Source organism: Streptomyces sp. NPDC048462, from assembly GCF_043200175.1.
In the GTDB taxonomy this organism is placed as follows: domain Bacteria; phylum Actinomycetota; class Actinomycetes; order Streptomycetales; family Streptomycetaceae; genus Streptomyces.
The window spans coordinates 320,905-336,225 of sequence record NZ_JBICXG010000001.1 but is presented as its reverse complement, the minus strand read 5'-3'; the positions used below and the strand labels follow the sequence as shown (position 1 = coordinate 336,225).

The window sequence follows — 15,321 nt, the reverse complement described above, 5'->3', positions numbered from 1 at the left end:
CCGACGGCTCCCTTCCCCCGGGTGGCGACGGCTACTTGCGGTCCATCGTGGACAGCGCCCGCTGCGCCAGCGGATGCGAGCGGACCAGCTCGGCCAGCGAAGTCGTCCCCCGGGTGATCCCCGCGAACGCGTTCCACGCCGGGCGGAAGCCCGTCAGCACCGCGTGCAGCAGACCCGGGCGCCGCTCGAAGAGCTTCAGCATCCGCCGTCCCACGCTCATCTCGACGCCCAGCCCGGCCTTGATGGCGAAGGCGTAGTTGAGCGCCTGACGACGGGCGTCCACCGCGTCGTGCGACTCCGCGACCCGGACCGCCCACTCACCGGCGAGCCGTCCCGAACGCAGCGCGAACGAGATGCCCTCGCGCGTCCACGGCTCCAGCAGACCGGCCGCGTCACCGCACACGAGGACCCGGCCGCGCGACAGCGGCGAGTCGTCGCTGCGGCAGCGCGTCAGATGGCCGGAGGAGATCTTGGGCTCGAAACCGGCCAGGCCGAGCCGCGCGACGAAGTCCTCCAGATACCGCTTCGTACCGCCGCCGTCGCCGCGCGCCGAGATCACTCCGACCGTCAGGGTGTCGCCCTTGGGGAACACCCAGCCGTAACTGCCCGGCATGGGGCCCCAGTCGATCAGCACCCGGCCGGCCCAGTCCTCCGCGACCGTCTGCGGAACGGGGATCTCCGCCTCCAGGCCGAGGTCCACCTGATCCAGCTTCACCCCGACGTGGGCTCCTATCCGCCCGGCACTGCCGTCCGCACCCACCACCGCACGGGCCAGAACCGTCTCGCCGCCGGACAGCACGACCGCGACCGTGCGCCGGTCGGGCACCGCGGCCCCGTGCTGCTCGACCCGGGAGACCGTCGCCCCGGTGCGCAGTTCGGCTCCGGCCTTCTGCGCCTCCTCGACCAGGCCCGCGTCGAACTCGGGGCGGTTGATCAGCCCGAAGAGCATGCGCTTGGAGCGGCGGGTCCGCGAGAGCCTGCCGTTGAGCGAGAACGTGACCGCGTGGATCCGGTCCCGCAAGGGCAGTTCGAAGCCTGGCGGCAGCGAATCACGCGAATACCCGATGATGCCGCCGCCGCACGTTTTGTAACGGGGCAATTCCGCCTTCTCCAGCAGCAGCACCCGACGGCCGGCTACCGCCGCCGCGTATGCCGCGGAGGCGCCCGCCGGTCCGGCGCCGACTACGACGACATCCCACACGGACGACTCTTCGTGCTCATGTCCGGCGTCTGCGTTCTCGCTGCTCACGATGTGCTTCTGCTCCCGATCCGACCAGTGGCCCAAGCTGCTCACGGCATCCTACGGCGCGTTCGGGCCGACCCCCGCTGTGGGAGGATCGGCCGTGCCTCCGTCGTCACCACAACGCCACGTTCGCGGCGTTCAAGTACGCGGATTCGTACACATAACGTCGCACCTGCTAGGAGCGTGCCCATGACCGCCCATCCGATTCCCGAAACCATCGCCTCGCTGATGCCCCGCGCGAAGACGGAGCTCGCCGAGCTGGTGGCCTTCCAGTCGGTGGCGGATCCCGCGGTGTACCCGAGGAGCGAGTGCGACGCCGCGGCCGAGTGGGTCGCCGGGGCGCTGCGCGAGGAGGACTTCCAGGACGTCGCCCTGCTCGACACCCCGGACGGCAGCAAGGCCGTGTACGGCTTCCTTCCCGGTCCGGCCGGAGCGCCCACCGTGCTGCTCTACGCGCACTACGACGTGCAGCCGCCGCTCGACGAGTCCGCCTGGCTCTCCCCGCCGTTCGAGCTGACCGAACGCGACGGCCGCTGGTTCGGCCGGGGCTCGGCCGACTGCAAGGGCGGCTTCGTCATGCACATCCTCGCGCTGCGCGCCCTCAAGGCGAACGGCAGGGTCCCGGTCTCCGTGAAGGTGATAGCCGAGGGCTCCGAGGAGCAGGGCACCGGCGGTCTGGAGCGGTACGCGCAGGCCCACCCCGGGCTGCTCGCCGCCGACACCGTGGTGATCGGCGACACCGGCAACTTCCGCGCCGGTCTGCCGACGGTCACCTCGACCCTGCGCGGGATGACGATGCTGCGGGTGAGCCTCGACACCCTCGAAGGGAACCTGCACTCCGGGCAGTTCGGCGGCGCCGCGCCCGACGCCCTCGCCGCGATGATCCAGCTGCTCGCCTCGCTGCGCGCCGAGGACGGCACGACGACCGTGGACGGCCTCACCACCGACGCGAAGTGGGACGGCCTCCAGTACCCAGAGGCGGACTTCCGCAAGGACGCGAAGGTGCTGGACGGGGTGGAGCTGATCAGCACGGGTACGGTCGCGGACCGGATCTGGGCACGGCCGGCCGTCACCGTGATCGGGATCGACTGCCCGCCGGTCGTCGGCGCGACGCCCTCGGTGCAGGCGAGCGCACGGGCCCAGATCAGCCTCCGGGTGCCGCCGGGCGGCGATGCCGACGAGGCGACGAAGCTGCTCACCGCGCATCTGCTCTCGCGCGCCCCGTGGGGCGCCAGGGTCTCGGTCGAGCAGATCGGCCAGGGGCAGCCCTTCCGCGCCGACGTCTCCAGCCCGGCGTACACGGCGATGGCGGACGCCATGCGGGTGGCGTACCCCGGCGAGGAGATGCAGTCCTCCGGGATGGGCGGCTCGATCCCACTCTGCAACGCGCTCGCCGAGCTGTACCCGGAGGCGGAGATCCTGCTGATCGGGCTGAGCGAGCCGGAGGCACAGATCCACGCGGTGAACGAGAGCGTGTCGCCCGAGGAGCTGGAGCGGATGTCGGTGGCCGAGGCACTGTTCCTGCAGAACTACGCCGCCTCCAAGCAGGCCTGAACACCCGGATCGTGCCCCGGGGGCCGGGCCCGCTCATCGCGGACCGGCCCGCCGCCACCACGCGTCGGGCGGCGCACGCCCGACGCGTGGATCCGTGCGGCCACGCCCGTCGTCCCGTACGTCCGCCGCACGGATCGCCCGGGGTCAGCCGACCGGGACCCCTGCCTCCAGGTTGAACACGGCTGACTTCTCGCGCGCCCGCAGCGCCCAGCGCAGCCGTTCGTAGCGGGTGGGCGGCAGCATGGTGGCCGCCTCCGCCTCGGTGACGAACCGCCAGCCGCGCAGCTCGGAGCCGGGCAGCACCAGCCGCTCGGCGTCCCGGCCCGGCAGCAGCCCCCCGTCGAAGATCAGCCGCAGGCCACCGAATCCGGGCGGCTCGGGCGCCTCCCAGTCGATGACCAGCAGTCTCGGCACCTGTTCGAGCCGTATGCCTATCTCCTCGGCGACCTCCCTGATCCCGGCCTGCGCCGGGGCCTCGCCCGACTCCACGACGCCGCCCGGGAACTCCCAGCCGGGTTTGTAGGTGGGGTCGACGAGCAGCACCCGGCCCTCCTCGTCGAAGAGCAGTACCCCGGCCGCGACGGTCTCCGCGGTCGGGTCGGGTGTCTGCACGATGCCGCAGGCCGGGGCCGCCCCGCTGTGTACGGCCTCGGCTATCCGGACGGCGGTCTCCCTCGGAGTGAGCGCGCTGTTGTCGATGGTGTGGGCGTCGCCGGTGATCCAGTCGAGCGCCGAGCGGTAGGGGCCGATGTGCTCGTACGCCCACTGCCGGACCTGCTCGCTCCGTTCGGGATCCTCGTCGGCTTCCACTCGGTCGGCGATCCGTTGCCGCAGGATCGTTTCCTCAGGTGAGAGCAGCACATGGCGCACCGGAATGCGCCGGGAGGCGAGCCCTCCGAAGATCTCGTCGCGGTACTCCTGTCGCAGCAGCGTCATCGGCACCACCAGTACCCCACCGACCTCGGCGAGCAGGGCCGCCGCGGTGTCCACCACCAGACGCCGCCAGATCGGCAGGTCCTGGAAGTCGGTCACCTCGGCGAGCTTCTTCTGGGGCAGCAGATACCGCAGCCCCCCGCCGGTCAGTTCCGGGTCGTAGAAGGTGCTGTTCGGGATCAGATCGATCAGTTCGCGCGCGGCGCTGGTCTTCCCCGCGCTGAACGCACCGTTGATCCAGACGACAGTCACTGGTACTCCAGAGTGAAAAGGCCGCTGACCAGCGGCGGAGCGGGTTTCGCCGGTTCGTCTGGGAGAGGTATGGGAAGTGAGGGTGCCCATACCCCGGCACACACCACCCCCTCTCGGACTCCCTGGAGATACCCAGTGGTCCGCTCTTTCATCGCGATCGTCACCTCGCTGAACGTACCCTCCACACCGGGCAGCTCATGCCGGCTGGTGACCGCATAGACGGTGGCGACGGTAGCCTTGCCGGTCTTGCGGTCGGTGCGGCGGCGCTTCATTTGGACCGCCTGGCAGGTGCCAGGGAAAGGCAAGTTACTGACCGGTGGCGACGTTGATCCGGCGGAACTCGGAGCAGCCGTGGCCGCCCGGCCCCTGCCCAAGGACGCCACGAGCAAGGAGAGCGCCGCCCGGCAGGCGGAGGTCCAGGCCGCAGCCGAAGCTCCGTGCACGCCGCAGCCCTGGCCTCGTACGGCTGGAAGCTGCGCGCCGTCTTCCCGCCCGCCGAAAGCGACGCGGGTGACGCGCTGCGCCACTGCGCCTGGAGTGGGATCGAATCCTTACCGAGTGGTGCCGGAGCCGGCCGCGTGCTGTCCGGCCTGGTCAGCGCCAAGCGGCTTCGTAGTCGGTCCGGCTCGTGACGCCTTGTGCTGGACCTTCCGCTCACGCATCGCTCACGCATGAAGGTGATGCAGGGGTTCGATGTCTCGGCCGAGGAGTCGCATGCCGACCCTGCTGTGGGGTGCACAGTGCGGATAGATGATGGGTGCCGTCGAGCGTGATCAGCGTAGTAGTTCGGACGGTTATCCCAGTACGTGCGGCCGGTCTGCTTGGGAGATCCGTCAAGGGGCGGGCAGCAGACGAGGCACCGCGCGAACGTATTTCACCATCAAGCCTTTTTCACCTATCACGGTCTGACCTGTGGTTTCAGACAGGCTGGAAGCGGCTCAGGAACATGTCCGAGCCCGAGGCCCTGGCGTAACAGCGGTCACGCCGGCCGGGCCGACAGGGAACTGCCGGGTAACCGTCCCGTCCTCGGGTCGTTTGGTCGTGGAAGGCCGAAGCTGAGGGAAGGGCTGGACGATGACGGAATTGACGGTCGAAAAATTCGGCACCGAAAATCTCGCGGAACTGGTCCAGGAACTGTTCGGGTTCCCGCAGGACGGGCTGGACCCGGCGACGACACTTGATGAGCTGGGCCTGGACTCTGTGGCCCTGATGGAGCTGGGTGCGATCGTCGAAGAGCGCACCGGACTGAAGCTGGGAAGCCGGCTGATCGGTATCTCCGGAGCCGAGTCCTTGGACCAGGTGGCCAGGACGATCGCCGACGTCGCGGCGTGACAGCGACGGACGGTTCCCGCGCACTGCTCGCATCCGGCCCGGTTCAGCCGGCCGGTCCGCACGTCACGGTGTCCGGGAGGGCCTGTGGGTGAGGGGGGTCGCCGTTACCGGTGTCGGTCTGCTCACTCCGGCAGGTACCGACGCGGAGACGAACTGGAAGAACCTGTGCGCGGGGCGTTCGCTGGCAGTCCGGAATGAGGAGTTCCAGGGGCTGGAGGCCGGTATCTCCTGTGACGTGCGGGGTTTTGATCCCGTGGCCGAACTCGGCCGGCGGCTTGCGCGCCGCCTGGACCGGTTCGCCCACCTCGGGCTCGTCGCGGCCCGCCGTGCCGTGCGGGATGCGGGCCTGTGCATCGCGGACTGCCCGCCGCAGCGGGTCGGCGTCGTCATCGGTGTGGGGTCGAACAGCCTGCGGACCTACGTCACCGAGTTCACGCGGCTCGGTCAGGACAGGCCCGCCGCGGTCTCGCCGCTTGCTCTTCCCCGTAGCGTTCCGGGCATGGTCGCCGGTGAGATCGCCCTGGACACCGGGGCGTTGGGGCCGAACTTCACGGTCTCCAGCGCGTGTGCGTCGGGCAGCAACGCGCTCGGTGTGGCCCGGGGCATGCTGCTCGGCGGTGTGTGCGACGTGGTTCTCGCGGGCGGCAGCGAATCGTGGTCGCGCATGACCGCCGTCTGCTTCTCGCAGATGAGGGCGCTGTCGAGGCGGACCGATCGACCCGGCCTCGCCTCGCGGCCGTTCGACGCCGATCCAATGACGCTGCCATTGTTGCAGGCAGACGGCAGCCAACTGGCCGATACCGTCCCCCTGGGGTACAACCCGGTGCGCGGCTTCATCCCGTTCGAAAGGATGGTCCGCATCCATGCGGACAACGAAAACGGTGACATCGAAGTTCGCCTGGCTACCGCCGTCCAACTGGTCGCTACGGGCGGAGCCCCGCCCGTTCCATTGACCGTGACTCTCAACCGCATGACCCTCACTACCGCGGTTCAGACGTTCAAGGCCGCAGACATCTTCGATGGCTCTCTCGCCGGGGCTTCCGTTGCAGTACCGCTGTCGATCCTGACTGTCTCCTTCACGTCACCTGCGTCCTGGGCGAACTCGGCACCACCGCCGTCGTTTGCTGGGAAGGGCCACTTTGGGGTGCCGCGCGGAGCGTGGCCGGCTCGCGAGGGGCTGGTCCGTTTCCGAGATGCTGTGCCGGTCCAGGCCAGCACAGCATGGCACCCGCTTCGTTACCGCTTCTGACACCGCTGGAGTCCCTGCATAAGCACCGGTCCCGGATTTTTCACCCAGGCCGTCAACTTCGGGAGCCCGCAGCCCGGCGGAGTCGACCCCCGCACCGGGCTGTTCGCCGTCTCCGTCGCCCTGCCTGAGCTGGACGGGAACAACCTGCAGGGGCCTTCCTTGGCGCTGACCTTGCGCTGTGCCCCGCTCAACCCCACCCACACCGGCTTCGGCCGCTCCGTCACGACCCGGCTGACCACCTACGACGCGAGCGACCGGCTGCTTGTCCTGTTCACCGGCGAGCAGTGCAAGACCCAGGAGACGGACGCATCCCTCGTCCTGCTCCAGAGCAAGAACGACACGGTCCGGATCACCAAGGAGCAGGACGCCTACCGGGTCTTTCACCGCTCCAGGTTGGTCGAGGTCCTCACCGGCCCGAAGCACCCTCATCCCATCAAGGTTCCCGTCGCCCTGGTTTCGAATGCCGGCCACCGCCTGACCCTGGCGTGGGACTTCAACGGCCCGGTACCCGCGCCTTCGCCAGGTCCGCGACCCCGCGGACGCCCTCCTTGCCGTGGACTACGACGGTGACTCCAAGGCGACCCTGGTTTACCAGCCCGGCACGCCGAAGAGCGCCCGCTTCGAGCTGCGCATGGAGGAGGGACGCCTCAGCCGCGTGGTGCTGCCCACGCCCGGAGCGGACTACCGCTTCGCCTATGGTCAGGTCGCCGGGAAGGCGAGTGGGGGCCATGGATCACCGGCGTGGCCAACCCGCTGGGCGCCCACGAGCAGGGGCCTGACCGCTCTCCCGACCAAGACCAAGAGCTCCGAATGGCGCATCGCCCTGCCGACGCCCTGCCGACGCCGTGCCGGCGCTGCCTCGAACAGCACCGCGACCGACAGCGCAAGGAACGCGAGGCGGCGGGGACGGGCTGGAAGGACAGTGGCTACGTCTTCACCCGCCTCGACGGCGCTCCGATCGAAGGGTCCACCCTCACCCGGCACTTCAACATCCTGCTCCGCCAGGCCACACTCCGCCACATCCGGTTCCACGACCTCCGCCACTCGACCGCCACCCTCCTCTTGGAACAGGGGGTGGAACTCATCGTGATCAAGGAACTCCTCGGACACGCCCACATCGGCGTCACCGCCGGCGTCTACGCCCATGTCCGGCTCCGCCTCCAGCGCGACGCCATCGACCTTCTTGGCAACGCCCTCCGTAACCCCGCCAAGATCACCGGCGAGTCCGACGACGGCGATGAACCACATCTCTGCGCGGCGCCCGTCCGCTGACGTTGCCGTCAACTACTGCCGTCAAGAGCCCCAGAGGCCCCGCCGGAGTCAAGAATTCCCGGCGGAGCCTCTGGCTTTTTCAAACTGACAGCTCCTGCTGCGCCTCGGCATACGAATTAGCCGGGACAAGCTCGGACATCTTCCTGAAGAAGATCATCCCAGCCGCTTTGACAGCCTCCAGGAAATCCGCAGATGAAGCATTTACCGTCTTCGTTTCTTCGCCAATCTTGGCAGTCACCAAGACGCGAGACCCTGCGGCCCGAAAAGAGAGCTTGATCGGCTGATCCGGGAAATAGGTCTCCGCGTAACTCGACGACTGCATTTTCGCCACCATCTCGGCGATATAACACCAGAGCTGGTCAACGTAGTCCCACTCTTCAGTACCGATGATTTCCAATCCATCAACGGACAGCCGAATGGCACCTTCGATGTAGTCAAGGTCGGGCGGCGGGGTACGGCAGGTTTCCACCCGCACGAACCCACCGTCCGCGCCCTTCAGGAACGTCTCAATCTCAACCACGCCTCAGGTCCTTCGATGATGGTTATTCCGGATAGAACTGGCCCACTCGACCTTTATTCATGCCGAGTACGTAAGCGACGCCGTTGACGTTCCCGCGAATCTGATACATGCCTTGACTGCCTCGCTGAACCAGCGTATCGCGGTTCTGTCACATGACTTGACCGATAGCACCTTGGACGTCATCAACACTCATGCTCGAATCGAAGAAGGATTGCGTCTTCTTCACCGAGCCATCCCAATACTTCGGGTGATGACGAGTGAGGATGTGCTCCATTCCCTTCTTATCCAGCAAGAGGGACTGATTCCCGAACTGGAACCGCTGGAGAGCGGGAAGGCATCCGCCACTGTTATGAACCAGAACCGGCGTAGCCCCCGCCAGCACATAGTACGTATTCGCGTTGCTCTGCTGCCGTCGGCGGTGTGCATCGCGGGCACCGAACCGGCGCTGAAGATCAAGGACCAGCAGACCGGAGAGGTCGCCACCGACCGGGAGACCGGGGCGTCGCTGTACACCGTGACCGTGGTGCTCATGGAGGACGGTCGCGCCGAAGTCCTGAAGATCACCGTCCCGGAGACGGGCCTTGCGGCCGGGCTGAAGCCGGGCGTGATGGTGCGGCCCGTCGAGCTGTTCGCGACCCCGTGGGCGCGGATCTTCAACGGTCAGCTCTCCGAGGGCGTTGCCTACCGGGTCGCCCGTCTGGAGCTGGTGACGGTGGAGGCGGCCCAGTGATCCGCTTCGAAAATTCAGTGCTGGAGTACGCGCCGGACGTGCTGCTGGCCGTGGCCGTGCTGGTCGGTGTGTGGCTGCTGGTGACGGTGGTGCGCTATGTGCGGGCCGACCGGGGCACGCGGGTCAGCATGCGGCAGGCCGTGCGGGTGCGCTGGGGCTGGGTGCGGCTCGCGCGGATGGCCGGGCTGACGGTCACCGACAAAACGCCTGGACTGCTCGCGCAGATCACCGCGTCCAAAGACAGCCCCGCCCCCGCACCTCGGGTGCTCACTCCCCGGATCAAGGTGAAGCCGGACCGGTTCGGCGTGGTCGTGCGAGCGAAGACTCTGCCGAAGGTCGGGTTGGAGGAGTACCAGAAGTCTGCGCGGTTCCTGGCGGATGCCTGGCGGTGCACGCGGGTGTCCGTGCTGCCGGACGGCCCCGGCAGGGTGGTGATCCGGGGCGTGCGCTCCGACCCGCTGACCACGCCGACCACGCACCGGCCCACTGGCCTCCCGCCCGTGGACCTGACGCGCTGGGAGCTGGGCATCGACGAGTACGCCGCGAAGGTGTGCGTGTCCCTGGCCAACGTGCCCGGGGTGACGGTGGCCGGCGTCCCGGGTGCGGGCAAGACCTCGGGGGTCAACAAGTTCGTCTGTGACTTCGCGCCGTCTGCGTCCGTGCAGTTCGTGACGGCTGACGGGAAGGTGTCGCGGGCCTCGGAGGGCGACTACGCCGACCTGGTGAAGCGGATGTTCGCGTTCTGCGGAGACGATCTCGATGAAGCGAACGCGCTGTTCAAGCGCCTGGTGGAGCTGCGCAAGCGGCGCTCGGCGACCATCCGTGACGTGCTGGGCGTGAAGAACATGTGGCACGTCGGGCCCTCGCCGCAGTGGCCGCTCACCGTCCTGATCATTGATGAGGCGCACACGTACTTCCGCGAGTACAAGGGCAGCGACCCGGCCACGAAACGGCTGGCCGCGCTGACGGCGGAGAACGCCCGGCTGGTGGAGGACCTGGTCAAGAAGGGCCGCAGCGTCGGCATCCTGGTGATCCTCATCAGCCAGAAGACCACCGGCGACGCCATCCCCACCTTCATCCGCGACGTGTGCCCCATCGGGCTGTCCTTCGCGCAGAAGACCGTGGAAGCCGCAGTGGCCGCTCTGGGTGACGACATCCGCAACTGGCCCGACGCCAGCCCGGTCACCTTGCAGGACCCCGCCTACGTCGGCGTCGCGGTGATGGCGATGCAGGGCCGCCCCGGCTACACCCGCATCCGCACCCCCTACGTCTCCGACACCGACGCGGCCCGGATCGCCGAGGAGACCTCACACCTGACCGCCGACCCCGACCTGTGCCTGGACGCCCTCCTCGCCTCGCCCGGCCGGACCACGGCACCCCTGCCGTCGCTCACCAAGTAGCCCCGAAAGCCCACACTGGAAAGGAGGTTGAGGACATGGCGGAGGAACGGTTCACCCGGCGCACCGTGACCGTGGTCATGGCGGTCATCGCGGCCCTGGCCTTCGTCTTCTCCTTCGGCAACGTCTGGGCGCTCGCCCTGCGGCTCGGCGTCCCCCACCCGATCGCCCCGCTGATCGCCCCCATGGTCGACCTGTCCGTCGTCGGGCTCCTGGTCGCCCTGCGGTTCCTGGCCCTGCGCGGCGTCCCCAAGGCGGAGTTGAAGGCCGGTACCCGGCTGCTGCACCTGTGCAGCCTGCTCACCCTCGCGCTGAACACCGCCGAACCGTTGCTGGCCGGACGCTACGGACGGGCCTGCCTGGACACCGTCGCCCCGCTCCTGCTGCTCGGCTGGGGCCACGTCGGCCCCGCCTTCCTCGCCCAGTTCCACACCCCCACCCACCCCACCCCGCAGCTGGAGGCCGCTGCCACCCTTGCCGCCGAGCCGGTGCCCGACGAAACACCCACACCCGAATCGATACCCCGGCCGCCCGTTCCGGTCCTCGCAGCCCCGGCCGAGGAACCGCAGCTCGCCCCGGCTCCGGCCGCTGCTCTGCCCGTCACCGTCGCCAAGACGACCCGGCCCACCTCCGGCCCGGCCCTGCCGCCCGCCCTACTGAACGCGGCCCGGCGCATCGCGGATACCCACTGCGCCGAGCACGAAGCGCCGATCACAGCAGCCCAGTTGGGGACTCGCATGGGCGTCGCCCTGCCGGTGGCCACCGCCGCCCTCGCTCAGCTCTGAGCCCAGGCCCTCATCGGCCACATCCCCCTCGCTGAATCCCACGCCCGTCCATGGGCCTGGTTCGTCATGCCCCGAGCAGCACCAACACGCCTCCTCGCCTGGCTGGTTGCTGCTCGGGGCCGCTCACCCGAACAGAAGGGATACCCCGACATGGTCACCCTGGACCTGCGCCACGTGGCAAGCCCCGCCGTGCGGGACCTGCTCCACCTGGTCAACCACCCCGACTTCGACCGCGCACAGCAGCAGATCGAACGCCTCGGCGGCTGCACCGAACCCGTCCGCCTCACCGGCCGCACCGCCACGGTCGACACCACGACCGGCGAGGTACTGCGCACCTACACCACATCCGACGAGCCCACAGGCAGCCTGCTCACCGGGTGCGGCAATCGCCGCGCCTCCCGCTGCCCTGCCTGCTCCCGCCTCTACGCCGCCGACACCTACCACCTCATCCGCGCCGGCCTGTCCGGCGGCAAGACCGTCCCCGACACCGTCCGCACCCACCCCCGCGTCTTCGCCACCCTCACCGCCCCCTCCTTCGGCCCCGTCCACAACCGCCCCACCACTCCCGGCGGCGACATCCGCCCCTGCCGCTGCCGCGAGCTCCACGAACGTGACGACGCCCTGATCGGGACGCCGCTGAACCCGAAAACGTACGACTACGCGGGGGCGGTCCTGTTCAACGCCCACGCCGGAGCCTTGTGGGCCCGCTTCACCACCTACCTGCGCCGCGAGCTCGCCGCCGGGCTCGGTATGACCCAGAAAGCCGCCCACACGGTCCTGCGGATCTCCTTCGCCAAGGTCGCCGAATACCAGAAGCGCGGCCTGGTCCACTTCCACGCCGTGATCCGACTCGACGGCCCGGACGGCAGCAGCCAGCCCCCGCCGTCGTACGCCACCGTCGCCAAGCTCACCGACGCCGTACGCGCCGCCGCCGAACGGGTCCGCATCACGATCACCTCGGACGCGATCGGGGAACGCGAACTCTCCTGGGGCCAGCAGCTCGACGTCACCGAGATCGCCGCCTTCGGCACCGACAGCGAACTCACTGACCAGGCCGTGGCCGCCTACGTGGCGAAGTACGCCACCAAGTCCGCCGACGCCTCGGGCACCCTCGACCGCGCCCTGTACTGCCGTCCCTGCCAGGGACGCGGAGCCACCGTGCTTCCCCACGGGACCCCGCTCCCGTGCACCGCATGCGACGGCACCGGGCAGGCCCGGCGGCTGCCCCGCCTCGCCGTCGCCCAGCACGTGCGGCAGATGATCCGCACCTGCTGGGAACTGGGCCGCCTGCCGGAATTCTCCGAACTCAAGCTCTGGAAGTGGGCGCACATGCTCGGCTTCCGCGGCCACTTCTCCACCAAATCCCGCCGCTACTCCGTCACGCTCGGCGCGCTACGCGACACCCGCCGCGCCTGGTGCACCGACCAGGCCCGCACCCACGCCGGCCTCCCCGAACCCGATGCGGACACGACTCTCGTCGTCGGCCAGTGGAACTACCTCGGCTCCGGCCACAGCCCCGGCGCGAGCCTGCTCGCCGCCTCCGTCTGGCACCGCAGGGAACTGGAACGACAGTTCGCGGCCGAAGGGGGCTGCTGATGGCCTCGCCCGCGCTCGCCGCCCTCCACACGGAAGCGGTCCCGGCGATGGATCTGCTCACGGTGCCCCAGGTCATGGCCCGCCTCCAGCTCGGCCGCTCCGCCGTCTACGACCTTCTCCGCACCGGCCAGCTCGCCTCGATCACCCTCGGCCGCGCCCGCCGCATCCCCACCCACGCCCTTACCGACTTCATCCGCACCCGCCTCGAACAGGACGCCGCCTGATGACCACACCCCGCCCCACTTCGTCCCGCCGCTCCCGCACCCGTGCGAACGGCGACGGGACCATCTACCAGCGCAAGGACGGACGCTGGGAAGCCGCCGGATACGTGCTGGCCCCCGGCAACACCCGCAAGCGCGTCCGCGTCTACGGCATCACCCGCAAAGACGCGATGACCAAGCTCACCGAGAAGATCGCCGCCAGCAACCGCGGCCTCCCCGTCGCGGCGGCCGACAGCACCGTGAGCGCCTACCTCGCGTACTGGCTGGACGGCGTTGCCGTGCACCACCTGCGGGAGAACACCCACACCCGCTACGCCGCCTCCATCCGCCTCCACCTCAACCCCGGTATCGGCGCCAAGAAGCTCGCCCGGCTCACCACCCGCGACGTCCGCACCTTCCTCGACGGACTCCGCACCACCTGCCAGTGCTGCGCCCAGGAACGGGACGCTGATCGGCGGTCCTGCTGCGCCATCGGTCAGTGTTGTGAGAAGCGGCTGTCTCCGCTGACCGTCACGTACGTCCACGCGGTCCTCAAGTCCGCCCTGGAACACGCCGTCCGCGAGGACGAACTGCCGCGCAACGTCGCCCGCAACGTCAAGACGACCACGCCCCGCCCCAGACGCTTCCAGCCCCTCACCGCCACCGAAGCCCGACGGTTCCTCCAGACGGCCGCCGATGATCGTCTACACGCGCTGTACGAACTCGCCCTGCGCACCGGACTCCGCAAGGGCGAACTCCTCGGCCTCCACTGGGAAGACCTCGACCTCGACAGCGGCACCGCCACCATCCACCGCTCCCTCCAGCGCACCCGCAGCCAGGGCCTGACCGTCCTGAACACCAAGACCCTCGCCTCCGAACGCCGCATCGCCCTCCCCACCGAATGCATCAACTCCCTCAAGATCCACCAGGAACAGCAGCAGGAAGAACGCCAGGCGGCCGGAACGGGCTGGTCGGCCACCAGGCTCGTCTTCACAACCCCGAACGGCAGGCCGCTCGACCCCACCAACCTCACCCGCCGCTTCCGCCACCTCCTCCACAAGGCCGGGCTCCGGACGATCCGCTTCCACGACCTCCGCCACTCGACCGCCACCCTGCTCCTGGAACAGGGCGTCGACCTCGTCGTCATCAAGGAACTCCTCGGCCACGCCCACATCGGCGTCACCGCCGGCGTCTACGCCCACGTCCGACTCCGCCTCCAACGCCAGGCCATCGACACCCTCGGCAACGCCCTTCGCGATGGCGTCGACCCTGGCGACCTGCCGCCCACCGTGACGCCCGTCCGCTGACGTTGCCGTCAGCGTTGCCGTCAAACGACACAGATGCCCCACCAGTGCTTACTGGTGGGGCATCTGTTATTTCTCGCCGAAAACTTGAGAGAAATACTCGCGGAGGGTTCCTCGAATCCCACGATAACACCCGAAAGGAAGCCCTCACGTTCACTTACAAGAGGCGACGAAAAGAACCTCAGATGCGACTAATCGAAACTACTCCGTCCCCCTGAGAGGGCCAAATTTCGAGGGGGTGTGGTGATCACCAAGATCCTCGTGCCACGAGCATCGTCGCGCCAGAACATAACCTTCTCCGCCGTTAAGGAGGTACAGCGTCCCGGGGAGTTCTGCCGCCAGTTGGTCACCCAAAATTCGCCCCCTCTCGACACTGGTTGCCTCGCTGATTTCCAGGCGAGCGCAGTAGGGCTGCAGGTGCATCAGCTCAACCGCCGTGAAAAGAACATCGATCCGCGTCTCAAAGCCTTCCACGTTCACGCTGCGCAGGAGCAGCGTGGAGTGACTGACGGAGTACTGCCAAACTTGAAACTCGCGTTCCCACTCTGCGATCTTCGCCATGTCACCCTCCAGAAAGAAAACCAGGCTTGGGAACCTGCACTACGGACCCGCCTCGATAGAATGTGATGCTATCCCATGAGCGATCACCAACTCGCACAGCCTTCCCTACGTGGTACATCTCCCGTTCCGTCGCGAACCAGTTGCTCCCACTACCGTTGCGATAAGCGCTAGAGAACTGCTCGCCGGGATTAGCTCCACGGAACCCGTCGAGTGACACATGAAGCCTGACATTCGGGTTGTGAGCGGCCACACGAACCTCAGCCTCCCAAATATCACTATCCAGATAGTGGGTGTACCCCTTGCCTTCGGCGAATCCCCTCAGGCCATTCTTGCGGAGCCCCAATGCCACGTCCGTCGGGCATCCACCAGAATTATGCACCAGGACCGGCGTGG

General features: G+C 68.4%; 16 protein-coding genes and 1 pseudogene. 12 read left to right on the top strand and 5 right to left on the bottom strand.

From position 1 onward, the window contains the following. Window positions 1-31 precede the first annotated feature (31 nt). Complete coding sequence (locus ACGFU6_RS01295; RefSeq protein WP_393607421.1) at window positions 32-1,249, bottom strand: geranylgeranyl reductase family protein; 1,218 nt, start codon at window positions 1,247-1,249, stop codon at window positions 32-34. A 183-nt stretch (window positions 1,250-1,432) separates the two neighbouring features. On the opposite strand from ACGFU6_RS01295, the gene ACGFU6_RS01290 reads away from it, so the two are divergent. Beyond that, window positions 1,433-2,797: a dipeptidase gene (locus ACGFU6_RS01290; protein WP_393607420.1), complete on the top strand. Its 1,365-nt coding sequence runs from the start codon at window positions 1,433-1,435 to the stop codon at window positions 2,795-2,797. Between the two features lie 144 nt (window positions 2,798-2,941). Here ACGFU6_RS01290 and ACGFU6_RS01285 read toward each other — a convergent pair whose 3' ends face one another. Beyond that, window positions 2,942-3,982, bottom strand: coding sequence for an NUDIX domain-containing protein (locus ACGFU6_RS01285; protein ID WP_393607419.1), 1,041 nt, complete (start codon window positions 3,980-3,982; stop codon window positions 2,942-2,944). Window positions 3,983-4,419: 437 nt separating this feature from the next. On the opposite strand from ACGFU6_RS01285, the gene ACGFU6_RS01280 reads away from it, so the two are divergent. The 5 genes and pseudogenes from ACGFU6_RS01280 to ACGFU6_RS01260 form a co-directional block, all read left to right on the top strand. Then, window positions 4,420-4,614 (top strand): hypothetical protein, encoded by a 195-nt coding sequence (locus ACGFU6_RS01280; RefSeq protein ID WP_393607418.1) that lies wholly within the window; start codon window positions 4,420-4,422, stop codon window positions 4,612-4,614. A gap of 442 nt (window positions 4,615-5,056) precedes the next feature. Then, window positions 5,057-5,314 carry an acyl carrier protein gene (locus ACGFU6_RS01275; protein WP_393607417.1) on the top strand — a complete coding sequence of 86 codons (258 nt, stop codon included), beginning with the start codon at window positions 5,057-5,059 and terminating at the stop codon, window positions 5,312-5,314. A gap of 88 nt (window positions 5,315-5,402) precedes the next feature. After that, window positions 5,403-6,563, top strand: coding sequence for a CS1 type fimbrial major subunit (locus ACGFU6_RS01270; protein ID WP_393607416.1), 1,161 nt, complete (start codon window positions 5,403-5,405; stop codon window positions 6,561-6,563). A gap of 159 nt (window positions 6,564-6,722) precedes the next feature. Next, on the top strand, window positions 6,723-7,133 hold the full coding sequence (locus ACGFU6_RS01265; protein WP_393607415.1) for a hypothetical protein: 411 nt from the start codon (window positions 6,723-6,725) through the stop codon (window positions 7,131-7,133). Between the two features lie 202 nt (window positions 7,134-7,335). Further along, window positions 7,336-7,835, top strand: a pseudogene (locus ACGFU6_RS01260) (tyrosine-type recombinase/integrase); the annotation flags it as partial. 79 nt (window positions 7,836-7,914) lie between these two features. Here ACGFU6_RS01260 and ACGFU6_RS01255 read toward each other — a convergent pair. Next, window positions 7,915-8,355: a hypothetical protein gene (locus ACGFU6_RS01255; RefSeq protein WP_393607414.1), complete on the bottom strand. Its 441-nt coding sequence runs from the start codon at window positions 8,353-8,355 to the stop codon at window positions 7,915-7,917. 112 nt (window positions 8,356-8,467) lie between these two features. Between ACGFU6_RS01255 and ACGFU6_RS01250 the strand changes: the two genes are divergently transcribed. From ACGFU6_RS01250 to ACGFU6_RS01225, 6 genes are all read left to right on the top strand, one after another. Beyond that, complete coding sequence (locus ACGFU6_RS01250) at window positions 8,468-9,085, top strand: hypothetical protein (RefSeq protein ID WP_393607413.1); 618 nt, start codon at window positions 8,468-8,470, stop codon at window positions 9,083-9,085. Next, window positions 9,082-10,485, top strand: a complete 1,404-nt coding sequence (locus ACGFU6_RS01245) for a cell division protein FtsK (protein ID WP_393607412.1) — start codon at window positions 9,082-9,084, stop codon at window positions 10,483-10,485. The genes ACGFU6_RS01250 and ACGFU6_RS01245 overlap by 4 nt, the downstream gene beginning before the upstream one ends. Before the next feature lie 35 nt (window positions 10,486-10,520). Further along, a complete protein-coding gene (locus ACGFU6_RS01240) occupies window positions 10,521-11,267 on the top strand; it encodes a DUF2637 domain-containing protein (protein ID WP_393607411.1) in 747 nt (248 codons plus the stop codon). Window positions 11,268-11,417: 150 nt separating this feature from the next. Beyond that, entirely contained in the window at window positions 11,418-12,863 is a 1,446-nt protein-coding gene (locus tag ACGFU6_RS01235) for a replication initiator (protein ID WP_393607410.1), read from the top strand. Continuing rightward, window positions 12,863-13,087, top strand: coding sequence for a helix-turn-helix domain-containing protein (locus ACGFU6_RS01230; RefSeq protein ID WP_393607409.1), 225 nt, complete (start codon window positions 12,863-12,865; stop codon window positions 13,085-13,087). Before ACGFU6_RS01235 ends, ACGFU6_RS01230 begins: the two co-directional genes overlap by 1 nt. Then, window positions 13,087-14,370: a tyrosine-type recombinase/integrase gene (locus ACGFU6_RS01225; RefSeq protein ID WP_393607408.1), complete on the top strand. Its 1,284-nt coding sequence runs from the start codon at window positions 13,087-13,089 to the stop codon at window positions 14,368-14,370. Before ACGFU6_RS01230 ends, ACGFU6_RS01225 begins: the two co-directional genes overlap by 1 nt. Before the next feature lie 198 nt (window positions 14,371-14,568). Here the strand turns inward: ACGFU6_RS01225 and ACGFU6_RS01220 are convergent, their stop codons facing one another. After that, window positions 14,569-14,928, bottom strand: a complete 360-nt coding sequence (locus ACGFU6_RS01220; RefSeq protein ID WP_393607407.1) for a hypothetical protein — start codon at window positions 14,926-14,928, stop codon at window positions 14,569-14,571. Between the two features lies 1 nt (window position 14,929). Beyond that, the gene (locus tag ACGFU6_RS01215) at window positions 14,930-15,277 is read right to left on the bottom strand and encodes a polymorphic toxin type 27 domain-containing protein (RefSeq protein WP_393607406.1); all 348 of its coding nucleotides are present in this window, start codon (window positions 15,275-15,277) and stop codon (window positions 14,930-14,932) included. Between the last annotated feature and the right edge of the window lie 44 nt (window positions 15,278-15,321).

Coding starts and splice junctions, on each gene's coding strand:
- ACGFU6_RS01275 (WP_393607417.1), top strand. CDS start 5,057: ATGACGGAATTGACGGTCGAAAAATTCGGCACCGAAAATCTCGCGGAA.
- ACGFU6_RS01230 (WP_393607409.1), top strand. CDS start 12,863: ATGGCCTCGCCCGCGCTCGCCGCCCTCCACACGGAAGCGGTCCCGGCG.
- ACGFU6_RS01235 (WP_393607410.1), top strand. CDS start 11,418: ATGGTCACCCTGGACCTGCGCCACGTGGCAAGCCCCGCCGTGCGGGAC.
- ACGFU6_RS01225 (WP_393607408.1), top strand. CDS start 13,087: ATGACCACACCCCGCCCCACTTCGTCCCGCCGCTCCCGCACCCGTGCG.
- ACGFU6_RS01220 (WP_393607407.1), bottom strand. CDS start 14,928: ATGGCGAAGATCGCAGAGTGGGAACGCGAGTTTCAAGTTTGGCAGTAC.
- ACGFU6_RS01240 (WP_393607411.1), top strand. CDS start 10,521: ATGGCGGAGGAACGGTTCACCCGGCGCACCGTGACCGTGGTCATGGCG.
- ACGFU6_RS01290 (WP_393607420.1), top strand. CDS start 1,433: ATGACCGCCCATCCGATTCCCGAAACCATCGCCTCGCTGATGCCCCGC.